The sequence below is a fragment of the Neobacillus ginsengisoli genome (assembly GCF_030813055.1).
Window position 1 is genome coordinate 302,092 of record NZ_JAUSTW010000002.1, and the last position, 21,269, is coordinate 323,360.

A 21,269-nucleotide genomic window follows, 5' to 3' on the forward strand; every position below is an offset into this window, starting at 1 on the left:
GTTTTGAAAAGTTCTAAGCTGAGTTGATAAAGAATCAAAGAAAGTTATAAAAAGGAGGGAACACTTTGCAAAAAAATAGTCCACCATCTGTTTCTTCATCTTCCGTAAGCCTTCGCAATATACTCATTCCACTTGGACGTGACATTCTTATTCCTTATCTTATCTATTATATTGCGTACAAATCTGGGATAAGTATTCAACTAGCCTTTATTCTCGGAGCAATTTGGTCAGCTCTTACGTTTTTGCTTAGTCTGATCCGGAAACGGCAGCTTGATGGCCTCGCACTCTTTATGCTGGTGATAATGATTGCAAGTTTAGTTACTTCTCTCATCGCTGGAAACCCGCGAATCATGGTCGCCAAAGAGTCTGTTATCAGTGGCGTGCTCGGAGTCCTGTCACTTGCTTCACTAGCCAGCAAACGCCCTGCTTTTTTCTACCTTATTAAGAAATTTTTTTCGATGAATCCGGAGGAATGGGAACAGCGATGGGACCAAAACGCGGAATTCCGACGTGTGCTCCGATTAATGAGCCTCGTTTGGGGAGCAGGTTTCACTGTAGAGGCTATCGTTCGGGTTATTATAGCGTTTATGTTACCAATTCAGACATCCATCATTCTGTCACCGATCTTGATGTACGTCGCTATCATCGTACTCGTATTATGGAGTCGTCTATACATTAAAAAACCCCGCTCAGTTGATTAAAGACAGAGGCTTTACTTTGGCAAAATGTAAATCCTCTGCCATCAAAAACAGGCTTCGCCCTAATCATGCGAAAAACCTCTCCTTATGTCCCCTTTTTTTGAGAATTTTCCTGATGTCCTAGTGATCAGGAAGGGCGTTAAGCAAGCAACAATTATCTCCCACTTCGTACATATTAAAATATTAATAGCTCTTAAGGAGGTATTGTAGTGAACCAACACAAATTCATAATAACTCAGTATAATCCCAAGTATGCTGAACAGACAGTGGATATGTGGCGAGATAGCAAGGAACAGGCTATTGGTCAGAAAGAAATTCATAGCTTTGAAAATCATGTTTATTTTTTAAATCATATATTATCTGAACTGTTTCAAATAAATTTAGCGTTAATTGATGAAAAAGTAGTTGGTATGATTGCCTATAATGAAAGGGAGATAAGCCAACTTTATATTCATATTAATTATCAAGGAATCGGTATAGGTCAAACATTACTTGACAAAGTAAAAGAACAATCAAGTGGGAGATTAACATTATACACATTTGAAGTAAATGAAATCGCACAACGATTTTATGAAAAGAACGGATTTAAAATCATTGGCAGAGGGCATGAAAATGAAGAAAATTTACCGGATATTCAATTTGAATGGATATCCAAATAAATAATGTAAACGAGGGCTATAGGCATAAAATGCTAAAGTAAAAGCAATTGTTTAACCGATATAAGTCGGTTCTTTTTTGTTGGTGTTAAAACACTATCCCAAGATTGTGAAGTAATGCACTTAAAGTAACGGGTGCAAGAGTTGACCAGTGGAGATCCTAATTTGGTGGAATATAAAAATAACGAAATGTATCCTACGTTTACATACTCACTATTAGATAATTTTATTTCTGGACAAGTATATATGGATGGTTCTGATAAATCAGCATTAATTAGAACTGATTCTGGTATATTCGTTGTTGCTGGTGAACAAATAAACAATAATTTTCATAATTTAATTTTAGAAATTTATGAGGATAGAAACAAAGAGAATCAGTGATTCACTTTGTTTTCTCCATCCAAAGAATGGGATAAAGTTATCAAAAATAGTTTAACAAGGATTTTGAGATTTTTTACAGAATGTTTCAGATAACCGTTTTAATCGTCGATAGTGGCGAGTTTTGTAAAGGAAGGAGTGCCAGAGAAAAGCGGGCTATTATTTATAGAGAAGTGGGTGTATTTAAGAATCAAGGGAAATTAAGTGGTCGCTTTGTTGATGTAATGATCATTGAAAAGATTTTTGAAGATTTTCCTCACCCTGATAGTTAATAAGGAATCTAACGGTTAAAATTTTGTTGAAGAAGAAGTGATTCTCGGTTTTTCTATTAAATAACATAATAATAAGCAGACCAATTCGTGGCGAAAAAAAATAAATGAATAAAGGGAGGTTATTTATGAAAATTTTGAGTACGGATGTATGCATTGTCGGAGGGGGTCCTGCCGGCATGATAATGGCACTACTTTTGGCAAAGCAAAAAGTAAACGTAATGGTTGTTGAACGTAATGTGAATTTTGATCGTGAATTTCGCGGAGAAGTCTTACAGCCACGCTTTGTACAAATGCTGGAACAATTAAACTTACGCTCTTATATTGAAAGTTATCCGCACCTCAAACTCAAGCACGGAGCAATTATGAAGGAATCTGCTCAAATCGGGGAATTCAATTTCTCTGCGATTGATTCAAAATTTCCATATGCCATGTGGATGCCACAACCCATATTACTTCAAGCACTCTATAAAAAATGCCAAGAATATCCAACGTTTAGTATACACTTTCACACCAAGGTTCAACACCTTTTAAAAGAGGGGGAACGAGTAAAAGGGGTCATTACGAAGAACGCCCTAGGCGAGGAGCTAGAAATTCAAGCCAAAATCACAATAGGTGCAGATGGACGGTTCTCCACCATTCGTCAATTGGGGGGATTTGAACTCGAATATGATTTTTATGAAAATGATTTGATATGGTTTACCATTCCACATCCGAAAGACATGGATAATACCCTGCGGTTTTACATGTCAAAACCGATATATTTGGTGCTTCCTAAATATCCTGATCTCATGCAAATCGGACTTGCTTTCCCAAAAGAGAAATGGAAAGAAATACGCGGCAATGGAATCGAAAAGTTTAGGGGAACACTTAAAGAACTTAACCCGCTCTTTCAATCATTTGCCGAGGGATTACAAGATTTTAAATCGTTTACGGTATTAAATTCAAGAGTTCAATATGTAAAAGAATGGGCAAAAGACGGTTGTTTATTGATTGGGGATGCTGCTCATTGTGCAAGCCCAGTTGGGGCTATGGGCGTCAGTTTGTCTGTGGCAACCGCAATCGTTGCGGCCGATGTGGTTTGGAAAGGGTTGAATAAACAAGATATCTCCCAGGAATGGTTAAGTCAAGTACAGACTATTCGCTCACCAGAAATTCGTTTATTTCATCGCTCCCAAATCCGGATCGAAAAACTCGCGATCCGGTATACACCTTGGTTGAAAACAATCGGCGGAACACTGATTCCATTATTTGTAAAAACTAAATTTGCACTTTCAATACAACGAAAGATCTTTTTGATGCCAAAATCCTTACCAATCGATTCTAGTTTTGTTTTTGAAAATTAGTTAAAAACCATTTCCATTATGAGATGGTTTTTTTAGCCTTTTTTATACGAAACAATTCGCAAAAGGAGATAAAACATACCTTATCGAAATAAGATTGTGAAGTATTGTCCTGTTTCTTCTATTAAGTTAGCAAGCAACTTAAAGAAATTCAAAAAGAGTATAAGATTATAGCAACAGTAGGAACGAAAAATCCTAAAATTAATGCCCCCCATGTATCTTTAGAAGTTTTCATTGAAGGAGATGGAGAACGAATCATTCAACAAGCGATTACAAATGGGAAAATACAATGTGGTGATGGACAAAATGGAACTAATATTGTTGTGCGGGAACTTTGTAAGGAAAACTTAAGAAAGTATCTTTTGTATCTAAATCCTTTTCATATAACCGAATTATTATTGGAGTGGGTACAAAATATGCAAGATGAATTAGGCATTGCATTAAGTAACACAGTGACCATTAGGATCATTGTGCATACGGCTTTTACTATTGAAAGAATGATTAGAAATACTCCAATCGCTTTTCCAGAGGATGAAGAGATCGACGATAAACTGGAAAAGATCTATGAAAAAATAGATAAAACGTTAAAACCTATTGAAAAAAAACTTGGATTTGAGTAACTAGAGATGAAAAGCTATTTATCGCAACTATTTTTGCTGAAGAGAGATAATTGTATTAATCATCAGAAAAATAAATATTCAAAATCTTTCAATAGTTCTATAACATATTAAATTTTAATGTGCCAAAGTAATTATTTTCCTCTTTTTCAGACTGATTCTTTTGTCTTATTTTCTTTTACGTTAATTTTAGAAAAAATAAATATACAACTGAAGATTAATGTTAGTAACGCTTATTAACACCTATTTAGTGTAAAGGTTTCCAAATAGAAATAAATATTAATTAGGAAAGGGTATACATATGTTTCTCGATGCCGGGTTAGATACTTTTAAATTTTGATAATAAACTAGAGACTTAAAAGTATATTTTCTCCTAATTACAAAAATGTAAATGAAAAAAAACAGAGAGCAACTATCATCCCGGTTGAATTTTCCTATTATCGTAAATGTGTTTATAATTAGTACATTTTACCTGTTTGACGAAAACAGATTATCAAAGTAACCTTTGAATGGAACCGGTTCCTGTAAAGCATTATTTTGTTTCATTAACGCTAAATTAACAGAGAAATAATTCAAAATTAATCCATGACAGATTTTGGAAAAAGAGAGGAAACAAATCTATGAATAACAAAAAAATAAATATCAAAAATGTTTTAAAACGAACAACGGCATTAACCTTAACAACCGCCTTCGTAATAGGTGGTGGATTTCAAACTTTTGCTGCAGAAAATAACAGTCAGGATTATAACAAAAGTTATGGGATTTCCCATATCACACGTTATGACATGCTAAAAATTCCAGGACAACAAAACAGTCCTCAATTTAAAGTGCCTCAATTCAATGCATCAGCAATCAAAAACATTGCTTCGGCAAAAGGGTATGATAAGTCAGGAAACTTAATAGATTTAGATGTATGGGATAGCTGGCCACTGCAAAACGCTGATGGTACTGCGGCAAATTATCATGGATACCATATCGTTTTCGCTTTAGCAGGTGACCCAAAAAACAGTAATGATACTTCAATTTATTTATTCTATCAAAAGGTCGGTGATACATCGATTGATAGCTGGAAAAATGCTGGAAGAGTATTTAAAGATAGTGATAAATTTGTTCCAAATGACCTGTATCTTAAATATCAAACACAGGAGTGGTCAGGTTCTGCTACTTTAACCAAAGATGGCCAAGTCCGTTTATTCTATACAGATTACTCAGGTTCTCCTGAAGATGGTGGAACCGGTGCCGGTAACCAAATTATATCAACTGCTCAAGTCAACTTATCCCAGCCGGATGCAGCTACACTTAAAGTTGATGGAGTATCTGATCACAAATCTATTTTTGATGGCGGAGACGGTACGGTTTATCAAAATATTCAGCAATTTATCGATGAAGGCAAGTGGAATTCAGGTGATAACCATACTTTAAGAGACCCTCACTATGTTGAAGATAATGGACATAAATATCTTGTCTTTGAAGCCAATACTGGAACTTCAGATGGTTATCAAGGCGATCAATCTTTCAATAATAAAGCATATTATGGCGGAAGTGACGTCTTCTTCCAAAATGAAAAAAATAATCTGTTACAAAGTCCTAAAAAACAAATTGCTTCTTTAGCGAATGGTGCATTGGGCATTGTTGAATTAAACGATGACTTTACAGTGAAAAGTGTTATGAAACCATTAATTGCATCAAACACAGTAACAGATGAAATCGAACGTGCCAATATATTTAAAATGAATAATAAATGGTATCTATTCACGGATTCAAGAGGATCCAAAATGACGATTGATGGTATTGGTGACAAAGATGTTTACATGTTAGGTTTCGTAGCCGATTCCTTAAATGGTCCATTCCAACCGTTAAATGGAACTGGACTTGTATTGAACATGAATCTTGATCCTGCTGATCTCACATTTACTTACTCTCACTTTGCTGTACCGCAAGCCGAAGGTAATAATGTGGTAATAACAAGTTACATGACCAATAGAGGTTTCTATACAGACCATCAATCTACTTTTGCACCAAGCTTTTTACTTAACATTCAAGGATCAAATACATCTGTTGTACCAAATAGCATCCTTGAGCAAGGACAATTAACAGTTGGCGATAACAACAAATAATTTTTCACGTTAAGATTGTCCCGGATACCGTAAAAGGCAAAATTCAGGGTGAAAGAAAATGTCGATAGAATATCGACATTTTCTTTATATATTTACCGCGCTAATTTATTGTTTTAAAGATAACCTGCTGTTCAATTGTATGTAAGCAAGTTATGAGTGAAGGAAAGAGCATTCACATTTCTTAAAGCAATTATAATTGCTTTTTTTATTTTGTCACGAATCAATATGCTTTTTTTAATAAAATGAATTCGTTATCCAATCAACAAGATAATCCAAAAATTAAAAAATGGGGAATAAAATTTGTATACAGTTTCGTTCATTTTATTTGTGTTATGTATACTATTTCCGTTGTTTCATACTTTCAATGCTTTAAAAGCTTCAAAGAAAACCCCTAGTTATTTGAAAGTAACACCTGACAAAGAAGTTGGAATGAGTATTTTGATTCCTTGTTACAATGAAGCCTCCATTTTGTCTACCACCATTCAAGGAATGAAGCAACTTCATTATCATAACTATGAACTGATTTTCATCAACGATGGTTCTACTGATGAGACCATGAAAGCATTAATCAGAGAGCTGCAATTAATTCCACAAGAATTAAAAAAGCCTGCTTACTCTTTAGACTTCATGCCCATTCGACAAATTTATCTTTCTAGTCAATATAAGAATGTGCTAGTGATTGATAAAGAAAATGGTGGAAAAGCCGATAGTTTAAATGCAGGAATAACATATGCCACAAAAGACATTGTAATTACATTAGACGCAGATAGCGTTTTAGATGCAAAAGCCTTATCTATTTTAAATCAAGTTTTTGATGATTCCTCTGTGATTGCTGCTGGGGGGAATGTTCATATTTTACAAGGACTTGAACAAACTCGAAATGGTTTTGTGCCATCACTTCGCAAGATGAAACAAATTGTGCGCTTTCAGATTTTAGAATACTTGCGAGGATTTTACATTTTAAAAGCGTCATTAGCCAAATCCAATGCCTTGTCTATTATTTCAGGAGCCTTCGGAGCCTTCAAACGAAAGGTATTATTAGAGGTTGGCGGATATCGACAAACAATTGGAGAAGATATTGATGTCACATTAAAGGTGCAGCAATATGCCATGAAACATAAAGGAACGCGCGTGTTATTTGTACCTGAAGCAATTTGTTATACCGAAGTTCCTGAATCATGGAAAGATTTATACAATCAACGAGTACGCTGGCAAAAAGCGTTCATGGATTGCTTTGTCTTGTATTTCATGACATTCATCAAAAGTATGTTTACCAATCGCATTTCCTTTTTCTTCTTAGTCGATTCTTTTTTAGTCGGTGTCGTCGCTTCGTATTTCACAGGATTTTTTCTGATTAGCTTGATGGCTTTTATCTCTGAAATCTCCTGGCAAATGATTCAGTTTTATGAAATCGGATCACTTGTAGTGAATATGTTATATACTTTCATTAGCTTAATTATTTCGAATCAGTATGGATTCGGATATTCAAAACGAAATTTATTCGCCATTATTGGTACGATTTTCTTAGATTTATTCATCTTCCGTTTTATCAATTTGTTTTATATCATGGTTGGAAGTGCAGCTTATTTCGTCAATAAAGAAGGATGGAACAAAGTTGCTCGGACTGGGCGTAACTATTCCGTTGAGGAAGTGTACAAGCAAAGTGTTTGAGTAGTAAAGAAGGGGAGCACACCGATATTCGGAAGCTATCTAAATATCTTCAACCGCATGCATTAAAAAATGGAAATGAGAAGGTTGTTTGTAAAACAGTATGGAGGAAAGGACAATGAACGCTAAGGAAAAGTTAGAAGAATTATCAGACTACATTGCTGCAATGAAAGCTTACTATATGAATGTTTTATTAGAAGAAAATACAGATCATAAGAGAGCGTATATTATAGGGAAGCTAGATGCATTAAGAGATATCAAAAAAAAACGGAATAAGTTGGATAAAGTATGACTCTCCTTACGATGAAAAGTTAAAACCTGAACAGAAGATTGAAGCTTCTGATCTAATTCTTAAAAAATTACAAGTTATTAAAGATAAGTTGGAGCTACAAGAAAAGTTTAATAAAGTTTTAGTGGTGGTACCCCATGCCCATCAAGCTAACATTAATGAATGCAAAGAATAGAGCCATTTCTGCAAAGCAATGTCTATGCTACTGAAAAAAGGCACGCCAAATAAGCTTAAAGAAGTAGTTTAATTTATCTATTTCTAAATCGCAGAAAAACCACTCCCACCAAAATTAAAAAGGGATGAATCTATTTGAAAAATAGAGTATTTAATAAAAAAGTCTATAAATGGATAGGTGTTTTTTTCATTATCTGCCTAGGAAGTATATTTTTTATACGATTATTGTTCCTTCCAACAGATAAAAAGATAAACCAAGCTACTAATAAATCCATTTTAACCTATCGACCCGTCTATCATTTTAGTGCACCTGACAAATGGATAAACGATCCTCAAAGACCTGTCTTTTTCGATGGTAAGTACCATTACTATTACTTATATAATAAGGATTATCCAAACGGTAATGGTACAGAATGGCGGCAAGCGACATCTCAGGATTTAGTGCACTGGAAAGATGAAGGGGTGGCAATTCCTAAATACACTACAAAAAATGGTGATCCATGGACTGGATCATTTGTCGTAGATGATCAAAATACTGCAGGATTTGGAAAGGGAGCCGTTGTAGCGATTGTAACACAACCATCTGCTGATGGTGGTAAACAAGAACAGTATTTATGGTACAGTACAGATCGTGGTAAAACATTCAAGTCATATAGTGATCATCCCATTCTTCCAAATCCAGAGGAAAAGGATTTTCGAGATCCAAAAATTATCTGGGATAGTCAAGCTAATAAGTGGGTGATGGTTTTGGCAGAGGGAACGAAGATTGGTTTTTATGAATCCCGTAATCTAAAGGAGTGGGATTATACAGGAGGGTTCTTCACACAAGATATAGGTATTATAGAATGTCCGGATCTTTTCAAGATACAGGCAAATAACGGATCATATAAATGGGTTCTCGGTGCTAGTGCGAATGGAAAATCTATAGGTAAACCCAATACTTATGCCTATTGGATTGGTAACTATAATGGGAAGGAATTCTTCGCAGATAACATTGAACCAAAATGGTTAGATTATGGCTTCGATTGGTATGCAGGCGTTACTTTTCAAGATGGTAAAAGTAATAAGAAACGTTATGCTTTAGCTTGGATGAATAATTGGGATTATCCGAACAGTACCCCCACATTAAGAGACGGTTTCAACGGGGTTGATTCTATTGTTCGTCAAATTCAACTAAAAAAGCAAGATAACAATAAATATATTCTTACCTCACAACCCATTGAAGCATTAAACCAATTAACTCTTTCAACCAATTATTTTAAAGAAATAAAGGTAAATGGGTCTAAAACCCTTAAGGCAAAGGGGGACGCTTTTCAATTAGATACTGAAGTATATTGGTCACATGTCAAGAATGTAGGATTAAGAATTCGTGAGTCAACGGACAAACAACGCCATATTGATGTCGGTCTTTTTGTACAGAATAACTTTTCTTATGTAAATAGAGGTTTTACAGACCAACCCGATAAGACTAATAAATATGTTGAAAGCAAGGCTCCATTTGATGCAAGCAAAAAGAAGGTTCATTTGAAAGTGATAGTTGATAAAACAAGTATCGAAGTATTTATTGATGATGGTTATGTAACCTATTCAAGTGAAATATTTCCTCATTCAAATGATAATGGAATAACGCTTTTTTCTGATGGCGGTCCATCTATCTTTAAAAATGTTACAATCAAACATTTTCGTTCCATTTATAGGTAAAAACAGACGGTAAGGGATATCTAAACCAGGTATATTAGCAAAAGCGGCAGATAACAATAGGATATTATCCCAATGAAATTATAACGATCCATAGCTGTATAAGTGATTCATTTCTTGTGTTTTTGTAATAGAAAAATGGTTCTTACGAGGATTTGGTGAGAGACGGTTCAAATAATAGATTGATATAATAAAAGGAAAAGTAAGCAAAAATGCCGTCTATTCCTTAGTCCTCTCCAGATCCAGAATTGGAACTTCTGCACATTTCTTCTACTAATGAATCTCTACTCTTAGCAGTAAAAAGTACTCGAACCTCAGCAACTTGCCCTTCCTGCTCAAAGAAAAGTTTACGCATCCATAGCCAGTATACTCGTAGAGTACATGATCTCTCTATTAGTGGTAAATCTGTTGAACTATTAATACTGACAAGAAGATGGTTTTGCGACCAACCAGATTGAAAGTAAAAATCTTTACTGAGCGGTATAAATGGCTCTCATCTAATGGACGGCGTACTACATGTACAGAAGAAGTTCTCCGTAAGATGGCCTTTTCAACAAGTTGCCTTTTGGCTAAAAAGTGGCCAAATCAGTACATATCCCAGTTAGCCACGACACAATATTAAATTTAGTCCAGAGTACTGCCATAGAATCGGAAGCAAGGGAACCCCTGCTGAATTACACCTTGAGTTCTTAAAGAAATAAATAAATGTCATAGGCCAAACTTTTTAACATACAGATACTACTATTTTTATGTTTCGTACAAAAGTTAGGGGTATCTCATCATTGAAGTCATAATTATTTCTTGCTGATTCTCAAGTGAAAAAACAAACCTGTATTAAAAGGATGCCTATTTTAAAACAGGTTTGTTTTTTTGGGGTAAATGTGTTTTAAAAAATAAAATAAACAGCTGTAAAATCAATGAAAGCGTTTAATACTCCTTTTTGGCACGGAACTTGCAATATTAAAAAGTGTAAGACATTAAAAGAGAGGAGAAAACACATATGATTTCAGTAATTATTAGTGGCCATGGTGATTTTGCCACAGCATTAAAAGGGGCTTCAGGAATGATATTCGGGGACCAAGATAACCTGATTGCAGTGCCGTTTTTAAAAGGAGAAGGGACTCAAACACTTCAAGAAAAATACAAACAGGTGCTAAAGAGCATTCCCGAAGAAGATGAGGTACTTTTTTTGGTTGATATTTTTGGGGGAACTCCTTATAACGCAGCTACTCCATATATCGTTCATGATCAAAGGATAGATATGGCTTCAGGAGTGAATCTGCCAATTCTATTGGAAGTATTAAGCATGAGAGAAAATGTACCACTGAAAGAAATGTTGAACAAATTAAAAAAGGTAAATGAAGAAGGCTTCCAAGTATGCAGTGAACATTTAGAAAAAATAAAAGAAAATAATCAAGTGCAGGAGGGAGATTTACTATGAAAATTGTTTTATCAAGAATTGATGATCGCTTCATACATGGGCAAGTATTAACAAGGTGGATCAAGGTTAACGAAGCAGATAGAATTATCATCGTTTCAGATGAAGTAGCAGCAGATGAAATGAGAAAAACACTGATTCTTTCTGTTGCTCCTTCAAATGTTAAAGCAAGCGCTGTCTCTATTTCCAAGATGGAAAAAGCGTTTTACAGTCCACGCTATCAAGATACAACAGCAATGCTGCTTTTTGAAAATCCATCAGATATCGTTTCACTTATTGAAGCAGGCGTACCCATTAAAACAGTAAATGTAGGTGGTATGCGTTATGCGAATGATCGGAAGCAAATCACAAAATCAGTAAGTGTAACTGAAAAAGATATTAGTGCTTTCGAAAAATTAAATGAATTAGGTGTGAAACTTGAGCTCAGGCAGCTACCTTCAGATTCAAGTGAAGATTTTATTCGGATTTTAAGAAATGGGGTCCCGTCCACATTTTAACGAAAATATACGCTAAGCAATTTGGACATCAGAAAACGTTGATTTTACTACTCTAAGGGCAGTTATTAATCTCAAAAACGTAGGTATTTGAGACTTGAAATTCTAAGCAACAAATAGCCAGAAAATAGCTTAAAATCTGTCTTAAAACTCATCTCGAAAACAAATTCTTAATCAAAATCAGTAACATTGAGTTTTGAGATTCCCTTAGAGTATAAAAACGTTAAAATGTGCGTGCTACCCCGAAATGAAAAAAAACAATAGAAGGGGATAATCTTATGTCTTCAATACAGATTATTTTATTATTAATTATCGCGGCCATTACGGGGATAGGAAGTGTATTGGACGAGGGACAGACTCACCGTCCGTTAATTGCCTGTACTTTGGTAGGTTTGGTGCTTGGAGATTTAAAAACAGGAATTATTTTAGGTGGTACCCTTGAAATGATGGCATTGGGGTGGATGAACGTAGGACTTGCAATGGCGCCGGATACAGCCATCGCTTCTGTTATTTCAACGATCTTGGTTATCACTGCTCATCAAGGAATTGGAGAAGGAATAGCTGTGGCTATTGCGTTAGCTGCAGCAGGTCAGGCATTAACTATTTTAGTTCGTACTCTAACTGTATTTTTAATTCACCGTGCTGACAAATATGCTCAGGAAGGCAATTTTAAAGGAATTGAAATTATGCATATTACCGCCATGGCTTTTCAGGCTCTGCGGGTTATGATACCAACATTAATTGTTGCATTAATTAGCGTTAGTGCAGTTCAAACATTCTTGGGCCATATTCCGGAAGTCATTACAAAAGGGTTGCAATTAGGTGGTGGAATTATCGTTGTTGTAGGTTATGCAATGGTTATTAATATGATGAACATTCCTCACTTGAAACCTTTCTTCTATATTGGATTTTTATTAGCGGCGTTTACAAACTTCAACTTAGTAGGCTTTGGTGCTCTTGGACTCTGCCTTGCTATATTGTATCAACAGGTCATGCAAAAGAATAATCTGCAGCCTGCAGCAGCTCAAGCAGCTGTAGGGCATACAACTGTCTACGATGATGATGATCTTGATGCCTAAAGTAAAAACTTAAGGAGGGAACTTATAAATGGAAACAGAAAAAAAATTAACGAAAAAAGATATTTTTAGTATGTTTATTCGCTCAAACTTTCTACTTGGCTCTTTTAATTTCGAACGTGTACAGGCGATGGGATATTGTTTTGTTATGATACCGGCAATTAAAAAATTGTATGGCCCTGGAGCGGAAAGAAACGAAGCATTGAAACGTCACTTGGAATGGTTCAATACACATCCGTGGCTTACAGCACCAATTTTTGGTGTAACTGCTGCAATGGAAGAACAAATGGCGAATAAAAAAGGAATTAATGCCAAAGCAATAAGTGGTATGAAAATCGGATTAATGGGCCCATTAGCGGGTGTAGGTGATCCTATATTCTGGGGTACTTTGCGTCCAGTTTTAGCAGCTTTGGGAGCATCACTGGCATTAGGAGGGAACCTTGCTGGACCGCTGTTATTCTTTTTATTGATCAATGCGATAAGATTAAGCACCAAATATTATGGATTAAAGTATGGCTATGTCAAAGGAATGGAAATTTTAAAAGATCTAGTTGGCAATCGTATTTTAAAGCTTACAGAAGGCGCTTCTATTCTTGGATTGTTTGTTATGGGGGCACTTGTGTCCAAGTGGACACATATTAATATCCCAATCGTTGTTTCGAGAATTAAAGATGATGCTGGAAAAGTGAATGTTCAAACTGTACAAAATGTATTGGATAACATTTTACCTGGTTTATTACCTTTAGGGTTGACATTATTGGTTGCATGGATGCTACGTAAAGGTGCAAATCCTCTTCTTATTATATTGGGAATTTTTGTAATAGGTATTCTAGGCTATTGGACTGGTATTTTAGGATAGTAAACAACTATTCTATTATGTATGCTCGCTGTAATTAGCTAATGGTGATCCTACAAAATTATCAGCGGTTCCTGCGTTTGCGAATGATTCGGGATATTATTTAGAGGAGTTTCGAAACCAATTCTATCACGGAAGCAACTGGATGAACGATCTAAATGGAATATACTGAATGTATTTAAAGCAAGTATCTTACAACGCATTTTTTAACAAACGATAGGAGGTATTATCGTGATATCATTTAAAACATTGATATCATTCAAAATATCGCCCCGCAAGCGTCGACTGCTTGGGGCGGCATTCGGGTTGATTGCTCTGGCCGGTCTGGCGGCTGGTTATTCGTCCTGGGCGTACGCTGGCGGAATACCCTCGGGAGACCAGAACACCTACCAGGAACCCTATCGACCCCAATTTCACTATTCGCCGGCCCAAAACTGGATGAATGACCCCAACGGACTGATCTATTACAATGGAGAGTATCACCTGTTCTACCAATACAACAAGTACGGGATGGCGGGAGGGAACGCTTCGTGGGGACATGCTATAAGCAAGGATCTCTTTCATTGGAGAGAGCTTCCAGTGGCTATTCCGGTAGATACCTATGAGGAAGTTTGGTCGGGCAGTGTCGTATTCGATAAGACCAATTCGAGCAGATTGGGAACACCCAATACTCCTCCGCTGGTCGCCGTTTACACCAGCACCCAAAAGGCGAGCGGAATTCAGCAGCAAGCCTTGGCCTACAGCACCGACGGCGGTACAACGTGGACGAAGTACGCTGGAAATCCGGTGCTTGACATCGGATCCCACAATTTTCGGGATCCCAAAGTCTTCTGGTACGCACCTACAAAAAATTGGCGTATGGTGGTAGCCCTGTCGGATCAGCATAAGGTGGCTATTTACTCCTCGCCGAACCTAAAAAGCTGGTCATTGCTCAGCGAGTTCGGTCCCACGGGAGTCACTAGCGCTGTCTGGGAGTGCCCTGACCTATTTCCCATGCCCTTGGATGGTAACAAAAACGACATTAAATGGGTGCTTACTGTTAATGTCGCCGGCAAAGCCCAGTATTTCATCGGGAACTTCAACGGAACCACATTTACCGATAGCGAACCGGTGTACACTCCGCCAACTGGTACCGTTCTCAACGATTTTGAAGGTTCGGACTACGGTTTGTGGTCAACAACAGGAACGGCTTTCGGCAATGGTCCGGTCAAGGATGAGCCCGGCCCGACAGGATACCTCGGACACGGATTCGTGGATAGCTTCCACGGTAGCGACAACGAGGTCGGCACCCTAACATCGCCCGTTTTCACGATCAACCAAAATTACCTTAATTTCCTTATTGCAGGCGGTAACCACCCCCATGTTGATGGTGGATCGACCGCCCCGCCTCCTGAACAAGTATTTGAAGACTTTGAAGGAACCAGCCTGCCCGTCTGGACAGGGACCGGTGATTTCGCCGGAATCGTACCGACCAGGGAAAATTTGAGTGGTCAGTTGGGAAGTCAGGTTTTGGACACCTGCCAAACTGCCAGCTGTGATAGTGCCGAAGGTACCGTGACGTCTCCGACGTTCACCATTAACTCCGATTACATCGATTTCCTTATTGGCGGGGGAAACCATCCTATCTCGTCTGGCCACCCGACGGTTCTCAATCTAGTTATCGATGGAAGTGTTGTTGCCAGTGCTACTGGTAACAACAGTGCGAATCTCGACTGGAAGTACTTCGACGTTACGAAGTACCGCGACAAGCAGGCCACATTGCAGATCGTTGATCAAAACGATGGAAGCAGCGGCTGGGGTCATCTCATGATAGATAACATCGTACTCTCCGATGTGAAGGCCGGGCCCTGGGATACGGAAACCGCCGTCAACCTTTTGGTGAACGGGCAGGTTGTCCGCACCGCAACCGGAAACGACAGCGCTTCGTTGGACTGGGCGTCCTGGGATTTGCGTGATTTGCAGGGGAAACAGGCTCAGATTCAGATCGTTGATCGAAACACGGGGGGCTGGGGGCACATACTTGCTGACCAGTTCACCCTGGCCGCTACTCCCGCCACCAACGCTCTCCAGCGTGCTCATTGGATTGACCACGGTCAAGACTTTTATGCAGCGGTCACCTATAACGACGCCCCCGAAGACCGTCGGATCATGATCGGATGGATGAACAATTGGAACTATGCTAATGATATCCCGACTTCGCCCTGGCGGGGCGCGCAGTCTCTTCCCCGAGAACTGAAGCTGCAGACCATTGACGGTACGCCCCAGATCATCCAGTCTCCCGTTCAACAGGCTGCGGATCTGGCACAAGAGCAATACCAGCTTAAACTCGTAACTCTTGCAGAAGGCGAAACTGCCCTCGACCCCAAAGCCTCGGGCAAAGCTTACCGCTTGGACGTCACGTTCAAGCCTAACACAGCCAAAAGTTTCGGGGTGAATGTTCGTACCGGAAACGTTGATCGAACTGTGATCGGCTACGACGTAGCTAGCGGGCAACTCTATCTGGACCGTACACAATCAGGAGACGTCAGCTTTAACGCATCCTTCCCCAGCGTCGAACGGGTAGCTGTACCTGTCCGCGATGGAAGAGTATCACTGCAGATCTATGTGGATTGGTCTTCAGTGGAAATTTTCGCCGATGGAGGCCGAGTAGCTATAACCGACCAGATTTTCCCAGGTACTACGAGTGACGGTATTCAGCTGTTCTCCACGGGGGGACAAGCAGTGGTTGACAACCTCGAGGTTTCGGCAATTCCCTCCGTCTGGGTTCCGTGAACACTGCTAACCAAGTCACATTGATAAGATTTCCTTCAATAGAGGTCACGCCTAGAGCTCGATCCCTTAGGAGCTCCCCGTTCTCCGCTTGTATTAGAGCGCAGGGGGCTGATGCTATGGCAATGGGAAATGCACCTCAACAAGTGAAAGATGCCTCAGATTTTGTAACAAAAAGTAATGATCAAGATGGAATGAAATTGGCGCTAGAAACATTTATTCTATCTTGATTTATTAATTTGAATATTAAATGTAGAACTCTAATCAATAAAGGGTGATCGTATGAGAAGAATTGATAGAATATACAACCAGTTACTGAGTAATTTTTATGAATTTACATTAGAGGAACTTTTGAGTAAACAAGGAAACTCCGCACAAGAAATTGCCGAGCAATTGGAAATGGAGAGATCAAATGTTAGCTTTGAATTGAACAATCTCGTTCGGATTCAAAAGGTAATTAAAATCAAGACCTTCCCTGTACGTTATGTGCCAGTGGAGGTTGTGGAGAGTATCTTTCATAAAAAATGGGATATTAAGGAGATGGAAGTAGAACATCTTAAACATCCATTTAATCATCAAATAAATCAAACAATACCTACCAATCCCTTTGAACTAATGATAGGTGCAAAGGGAAGCTTGAAAAAGGCAATTTCTCAGGCAAAAGCAGCTGTCTTATATCCACCAAATGGTTTGCATATGCTGCTGTTAGGGCCTACAGGATCAGGTAAATCTCTTTTTGCAAACCGTATATATCAGTTTGCATTATTTTCAGAAAGGCTGAAACCAGGCGCCCCCTTTATTACATTTAACTGTGCTGATTACTATAACAATCCCCAGCTATTGCTTTCTCAATTATTTGGTCATAAACAAGGGTCCTTTACTGGGGCAAGCGGAGATAAAGTTGGTTTAGTTGAACAATCCAACGAAGGTATTCTTTTTATGGATGAAATACATCGGCTCCCTCCTGAAGGACAAGAAATGCTTTTTTATTTTATTGATCACGGTACTTATAATCGCTTGGGAGAAACTGACCACAAACGAACGTCAAGGGTATTAATTATTTGTGCAACAACTGAAAACCCTGGTTCTTCCTTATTAAAAACATTTTTGCGAAGAATTCCGATGACTATTCATATTCCTTCACTAGAAGAACGATCTCTTAAAGAGAAGATACGATTAACAACTTTTTTATTAGGTAAAGAGGCGGAACGGATTAATAAAAATCTTAGTGTACATATTGATGTATTAAATGCACTAATACACACTTCAAAATTTGGAAATGTCGGCCAGTTGAGATCAAATGTGCAATTAGTCTGTGCTCACGGATTTTTAAATAATTTAGATAGTGAAAATGTGGTGGAACTGACAGTTAGGGATCTATCAGATGAATTAAAACATGATTGGATTTTAAACAGCAAAAATTTTGAAAGAAGTAAAGAGATTTCTGAATATGTAAATATCAAAACAATCATTTCCCCTATAGTAGAAGATGAAATGACAAAAATAGATGATGAATTTTCTTTTAATTTATATAAATTAATAGAAGAAAAAATCGAGGTGTTAAAAAATGAGGGTTTTTCGGAAACAGAGATAAACCAGTATATTTTAACAGATATTCACCTCAATATTAGAAGTTTTTTTAATCGGAAGACGTTTCCAAATTCTAATTTACTAAAATTTGTTGGAGATGATGTTATTCAAATTACAAAAGAATTAAAACTGGTTGCCGAAAAAGAATTAAGCTGCACATTTGATCGAAAGTTCATCCATTTTTTAAGCATGCATATTGATGCATTTTTGAAACGAGGGAAACAGATTGATGTATTAAATGCGCAGGAAACAAACGAAATCCGTGATACATATTTGAAAGAGTACCATGTTGCTTTGATATTTAAAGAGAAGATTCAAGAGTTTTTTAATGTAATGGTTCCAGAAATCGAAGTGATTTATTTAACGATGCTCATTCAATCAATCAAGTCATTAGAAGAGAATAAGAGGGTGGGGATTGTGGTAGCTGCCCACGGAAACAGTACGGCAAGTTCAATGGTTGAAGTGGCAACGGAACTTTTGGGGAGTACTCCAATTGTGGCTATTGATATGCCGCTTACTGTGTCCCCATCGGAAATTGTAGATAGTCTAATAGAAGGAATTAAGCAGGTTAATGAAGGAGAAGGTGTATTAATGCTGGTGGACATGGGGTCACTTGCTATGTTGGAAAACCAGTTAGAAGAAAAAACAGGTATAAAAATAAAAACCATCAGCAATGTCACCACTTCTATGGTCCTAGATACTGTTAGAAAGGTGAACTATTTAGATTTGAATTTATTTGCTATTTATGATTCAGTCAAAAAGGACTTTATGGAATTGTTCGATAAGCAAACAAACTCTTCAAGCATACAGAAGGCATTGGTTTCTATTTGTACGACAGGTAGTGGAACCGCCAAAAAGCTGGAGGAAATATTAAGAGCAATCGTAAGCAAAGTTTCTGAGGAGCCTATAAAAATACTTACTGTTTCTTCTATTAAGTTAGCAAGTAACATTAAAGAAATTCAAAAAGAATATGAGATTATAGCAACGGTAGGAACGAAAAATCCTAAGATTAATGCCCCACACGTATCTTTAGAAATTCTCATTGAAGGAGATGGAGAGAAAATCATTCAACAAGCGATTTCAAATGGAAAAATACAATATGGTGGTGGACAAATTAGAGCTAATATTGTTGTGCAAGAACTTTGTGAGGATAGCTTAAGAAAGCATCTTGTGTTTTTGAATCCTTATCAAATTACTGTATTATTACTAGAATGGGTACAAAATATGCAAGATGAATTAGGCATTACATTTAGTAACACATTTATCATTAGGATCATTATGCATACGGCTTTTACCTTTGAAAGAATGATTAAAAATAATCCAATCGCTTTTCCAGAGGATGAAGAGATCGACGATAAACTAGAAAAGATCTATGAAAAAACGGAGAAAACGTTAAAATCTATTGAAAAAAAACTTGGGTTTGAAGTAATTAGAGATGAAAAGCTATTTATCGCAACTATTTTTGCTGAAGAAGGGGTATTACCAGCGTAGGAGAGGAAAAACATGTGGTTTCGAAAACGGGAGGACTCCATTTAAAGCATTTTTGGAAATGCATGGCATTCGACAGAAAGAAATAAGTGGACTCTCGAAAGTTTGGTTACATAAGAGTCATCAGCAATAGTTTTTTTGTACTTGTGGTGTAGGAATATAGTCATGGTCATTACACTCTTTGGTGACGGTGTTTTCACTCACCCCTGCCGCTTCGGCGGTTTTATAGGGTAATAATAAAAAGTGAAAATTACACTTCAAAATTATTTATATGATTTGCACTAATAAAATCAACGATAACAAATCTAAAAGCCTTTCTTAATGAAAAAAATCATTTTATACTTAGGATAAAATAGATATAACCTGTGGAACATGAGTTAATACTTGGAGATAGTACAGGGAAAATAATTAAAACAAATTTTTAATGGTTTTATTTATAAAAAATGTAAAAAGTTAAATTCATACCAAAGAATTAAAATATAGATATGTGCTGCATGAAAATGGGGATGAAATAATGATAAAAACAATTTCCGACATAGCTCAACTAGCAGGTGTTGCAAAGAGTACAGTTTCACGGTATCTAAATGGCGGATCTGTTAGCGAGTCAACTAAAAAAAAGATTGAACGCGTTATAAAAGAGACCGGTTATATTCCAAATACTTTTGCCCAAAGTTTAAAAGCAAAGAAACCCAATATTATTGGGACAATTGTGCCTCGACTTGATTCGTATGCCACTTCGCAAACGTTAATTGGCATTGACGAGCAATTAAGGGAATTAAACTACCAAATGTTAATATCTAATACTAGCCAAGTTTTAAAACGGGAAATCGAAAATATTTACAGCATGGCCAGGCAAAAGGTGGCGGGGATTATCCTGCTGGCTACCCAAATAACGGCTACTCATTTGGAGGCATTTAATCAGCTGCAAATACCCGTATTGCTCGTCGGCCAACAGCATGAGAATATTTACAGCGTCATTCATAATGACTTTGAAGCAGCTTACGAATTAGGGCGATATGTCCTTGCCAATGGTCACCGAAAAATTGCCTTCTTGGGAGTAACTGAAAAGGATATTGCTGTTGGGGTGAATCGAAAAGAAGGATTTAAACGAGCGATTCAAGAGGTAGAAGGCTGTGAAGTGAAATATTATGAAACAAGTTTTAAAATAGCAGAAGCAATCACAAAGGTGCCGTCCATAATTGATGAATTTAGTCCCTCTATATTAGTATGTGCAACAGACAACATTGCGCTAGGCGCTATAAAAGCAGCTTATTTAAAAGGGATTAGGGTGCCGGCTGATATATCGATCACTGGCTTCGGCGGGTATGAGGTTACAGAAGTCATTCATCCTGGTTTAACCACAGCTAAGTTTTATTACAAAGAAGCAGGGCAAGTTGCAGCGCAAAATATGGTGAAGTTAGTAAATGGGGAAGAAACCGAACTATTAACCTTGTCAAAATATAAAATAATTGAAAGAGAAAGCGTTGGCAATCTTTTTGTTCATGAGTAATAATCCTATTGAAACCGGTTCCGAAAATAATCATTATTTATATAGAACCGGTTCCAATCGGATTTTTACCAAGTTTTTTATTTTTATTTTTATTTTTATTATTATTTTTATTATTATTTTTATTATTATTTTTATTATTAT

The 21,269-nt window shown here is 37.2% G+C and carries 18 protein-coding genes and 1 pseudogene; all 19 read left to right on the top strand.

Annotated features, from left to right (window positions below):
• Nucleotides 1-65: 65 nt before the first annotated feature.
• The gene (locus J2S10_RS06940; protein WP_307405826.1) at nt 66-701 is read left to right on the top strand and encodes a VC0807 family protein; all 636 of its coding nucleotides are present in this window, start codon (nt 66-68) and stop codon (nt 699-701) included.
• 206 nt (nt 702-907) lie between these two features.
• A complete protein-coding gene (locus J2S10_RS06945; protein WP_307405832.1) occupies nt 908-1,357 on the top strand; it encodes a GNAT family N-acetyltransferase in 450 nt (149 codons plus the stop codon).
• Nucleotides 1,358-1,498: 141 nt separating this feature from the next.
• On the top strand, nt 1,499-1,735 hold the full coding sequence (locus J2S10_RS06950; protein WP_307405834.1) for a hypothetical protein: 237 nt from the start codon (nt 1,499-1,501) through the stop codon (nt 1,733-1,735).
• Nucleotides 1,736-1,815: 80 nt separating this feature from the next.
• Complete coding sequence (locus tag J2S10_RS06955; RefSeq protein WP_307405836.1) at nt 1,816-2,004, top strand: hypothetical protein; 189 nt, start codon at nt 1,816-1,818, stop codon at nt 2,002-2,004.
• 125 nt (nt 2,005-2,129) lie between these two features.
• Nucleotides 2,130-3,347: an FAD-dependent monooxygenase gene (locus J2S10_RS06960; protein WP_307405838.1), complete on the top strand. Its 1,218-nt coding sequence runs from the start codon at nt 2,130-2,132 to the stop codon at nt 3,345-3,347.
• Nucleotides 3,348-3,458: 111 nt separating this feature from the next.
• Nucleotides 3,459-4,014, top strand: a pseudogene (locus tag J2S10_RS06965) (PRD domain-containing protein); the annotation flags it as partial.
• A gap of 582 nt (nt 4,015-4,596) precedes the next feature.
• A complete protein-coding gene (locus J2S10_RS06970; RefSeq protein WP_307406762.1) occupies nt 4,597-6,078 on the top strand; it encodes a glycoside hydrolase family 68 protein in 1,482 nt (493 codons plus the stop codon).
• A 300-nt stretch (nt 6,079-6,378) separates the two neighbouring features.
• Nucleotides 6,379-7,749, top strand: coding sequence for a glycosyltransferase family 2 protein (locus tag J2S10_RS06975; RefSeq protein WP_307405840.1), 1,371 nt, complete (start codon nt 6,379-6,381; stop codon nt 7,747-7,749).
• Between the two features lie 115 nt (nt 7,750-7,864).
• The gene (locus tag J2S10_RS06980) at nt 7,865-8,038 is read left to right on the top strand and encodes a hypothetical protein (protein ID WP_307405841.1); all 174 of its coding nucleotides are present in this window, start codon (nt 7,865-7,867) and stop codon (nt 8,036-8,038) included.
• Between the two features lie 306 nt (nt 8,039-8,344).
• On the top strand, nt 8,345-9,910 hold the full coding sequence (locus J2S10_RS06985) for a glycoside hydrolase family 32 protein (RefSeq protein WP_370876171.1): 1,566 nt from the start codon (nt 8,345-8,347) through the stop codon (nt 9,908-9,910).
• A gap of 245 nt (nt 9,911-10,155) precedes the next feature.
• Nucleotides 10,156-10,365, top strand: a complete 210-nt coding sequence (locus J2S10_RS06990) for a transposase family protein (RefSeq protein ID WP_307405844.1) — start codon at nt 10,156-10,158, stop codon at nt 10,363-10,365.
• 542 nt (nt 10,366-10,907) lie between these two features.
• Nucleotides 10,908-11,348, top strand: a complete 441-nt coding sequence (locus J2S10_RS06995; protein WP_307405846.1) for a mannose/fructose/sorbose PTS transporter subunit IIA — start codon at nt 10,908-10,910, stop codon at nt 11,346-11,348.
• Entirely contained in the window at nt 11,345-11,842 is a 498-nt protein-coding gene (locus J2S10_RS07000) for a mannose/fructose/sorbose PTS transporter subunit IIB (RefSeq protein WP_307405847.1), read from the top strand. Before J2S10_RS06995 ends, J2S10_RS07000 begins: the two co-directional genes overlap by 4 nt.
• 275 nt (nt 11,843-12,117) lie before the next feature.
• The gene (locus J2S10_RS07005) at nt 12,118-12,918 is read left to right on the top strand and encodes a PTS mannose/fructose/sorbose transporter subunit IIC (protein ID WP_307405849.1); all 801 of its coding nucleotides are present in this window, start codon (nt 12,118-12,120) and stop codon (nt 12,916-12,918) included.
• A gap of 28 nt (nt 12,919-12,946) precedes the next feature.
• Nucleotides 12,947-13,774, top strand: a complete 828-nt coding sequence (locus J2S10_RS07010; protein WP_307405851.1) for a mannose/fructose/sorbose PTS transporter subunit IID — start codon at nt 12,947-12,949, stop codon at nt 13,772-13,774.
• A gap of 228 nt (nt 13,775-14,002) precedes the next feature.
• Nucleotides 14,003-16,543, top strand: coding sequence for a glycoside hydrolase family 32 protein (locus J2S10_RS07015; protein WP_307405853.1), 2,541 nt, complete (start codon nt 14,003-14,005; stop codon nt 16,541-16,543).
• 116 nt (nt 16,544-16,659) lie between these two features.
• Nucleotides 16,660-16,770: an HAD family hydrolase gene (locus J2S10_RS07020; protein WP_307405855.1), complete on the top strand. Its 111-nt coding sequence runs from the start codon at nt 16,660-16,662 to the stop codon at nt 16,768-16,770.
• Between the two features lie 52 nt (nt 16,771-16,822).
• Complete coding sequence (locus J2S10_RS07025; protein WP_307405857.1) at nt 16,823-19,621, top strand: sigma 54-interacting transcriptional regulator; 2,799 nt, start codon at nt 16,823-16,825, stop codon at nt 19,619-19,621.
• A 511-nt stretch (nt 19,622-20,132) separates the two neighbouring features.
• A complete protein-coding gene (locus tag J2S10_RS07030) occupies nt 20,133-21,128 on the top strand; it encodes a LacI family DNA-binding transcriptional regulator (protein WP_307405859.1) in 996 nt (331 codons plus the stop codon).
• Nucleotides 21,129-21,269 lie beyond the last annotated feature (141 nt).

Excerpts from the sequence above, each read along its gene's own strand:
- J2S10_RS07005 (WP_307405849.1), top strand. The coding sequence starts at position 12,118 with ATGTCTTCAATACAGATTATTTTATTATTAATTATCGCGGCCATTACG.
- J2S10_RS07000 (WP_307405847.1), top strand. The coding sequence starts at position 11,345 with ATGAAAATTGTTTTATCAAGAATTGATGATCGCTTCATACATGGGCAA.
- J2S10_RS07030 (WP_307405859.1), top strand. The coding sequence starts at position 20,133 with ATGATAAAAACAATTTCCGACATAGCTCAACTAGCAGGTGTTGCAAAG.
- J2S10_RS07020 (WP_307405855.1), top strand. The coding sequence starts at position 16,660 with ATGGCAATGGGAAATGCACCTCAACAAGTGAAAGATGCCTCAGATTTT.
- J2S10_RS07025 (WP_307405857.1), top strand. The coding sequence starts at position 16,823 with ATGAGAAGAATTGATAGAATATACAACCAGTTACTGAGTAATTTTTAT.
- J2S10_RS06960 (WP_307405838.1), top strand. The coding sequence starts at position 2,130 with ATGAAAATTTTGAGTACGGATGTATGCATTGTCGGAGGGGGTCCTGCC.
- J2S10_RS07010 (WP_307405851.1), top strand. The coding sequence starts at position 12,947 with ATGGAAACAGAAAAAAAATTAACGAAAAAAGATATTTTTAGTATGTTT.
- J2S10_RS06980 (WP_307405841.1), top strand. The coding sequence starts at position 7,865 with ATGAACGCTAAGGAAAAGTTAGAAGAATTATCAGACTACATTGCTGCA.
- J2S10_RS06955 (WP_307405836.1), top strand. The coding sequence starts at position 1,816 with ATGTTTCAGATAACCGTTTTAATCGTCGATAGTGGCGAGTTTTGTAAA.
- J2S10_RS06995 (WP_307405846.1), top strand. The coding sequence starts at position 10,908 with ATGATTTCAGTAATTATTAGTGGCCATGGTGATTTTGCCACAGCATTA.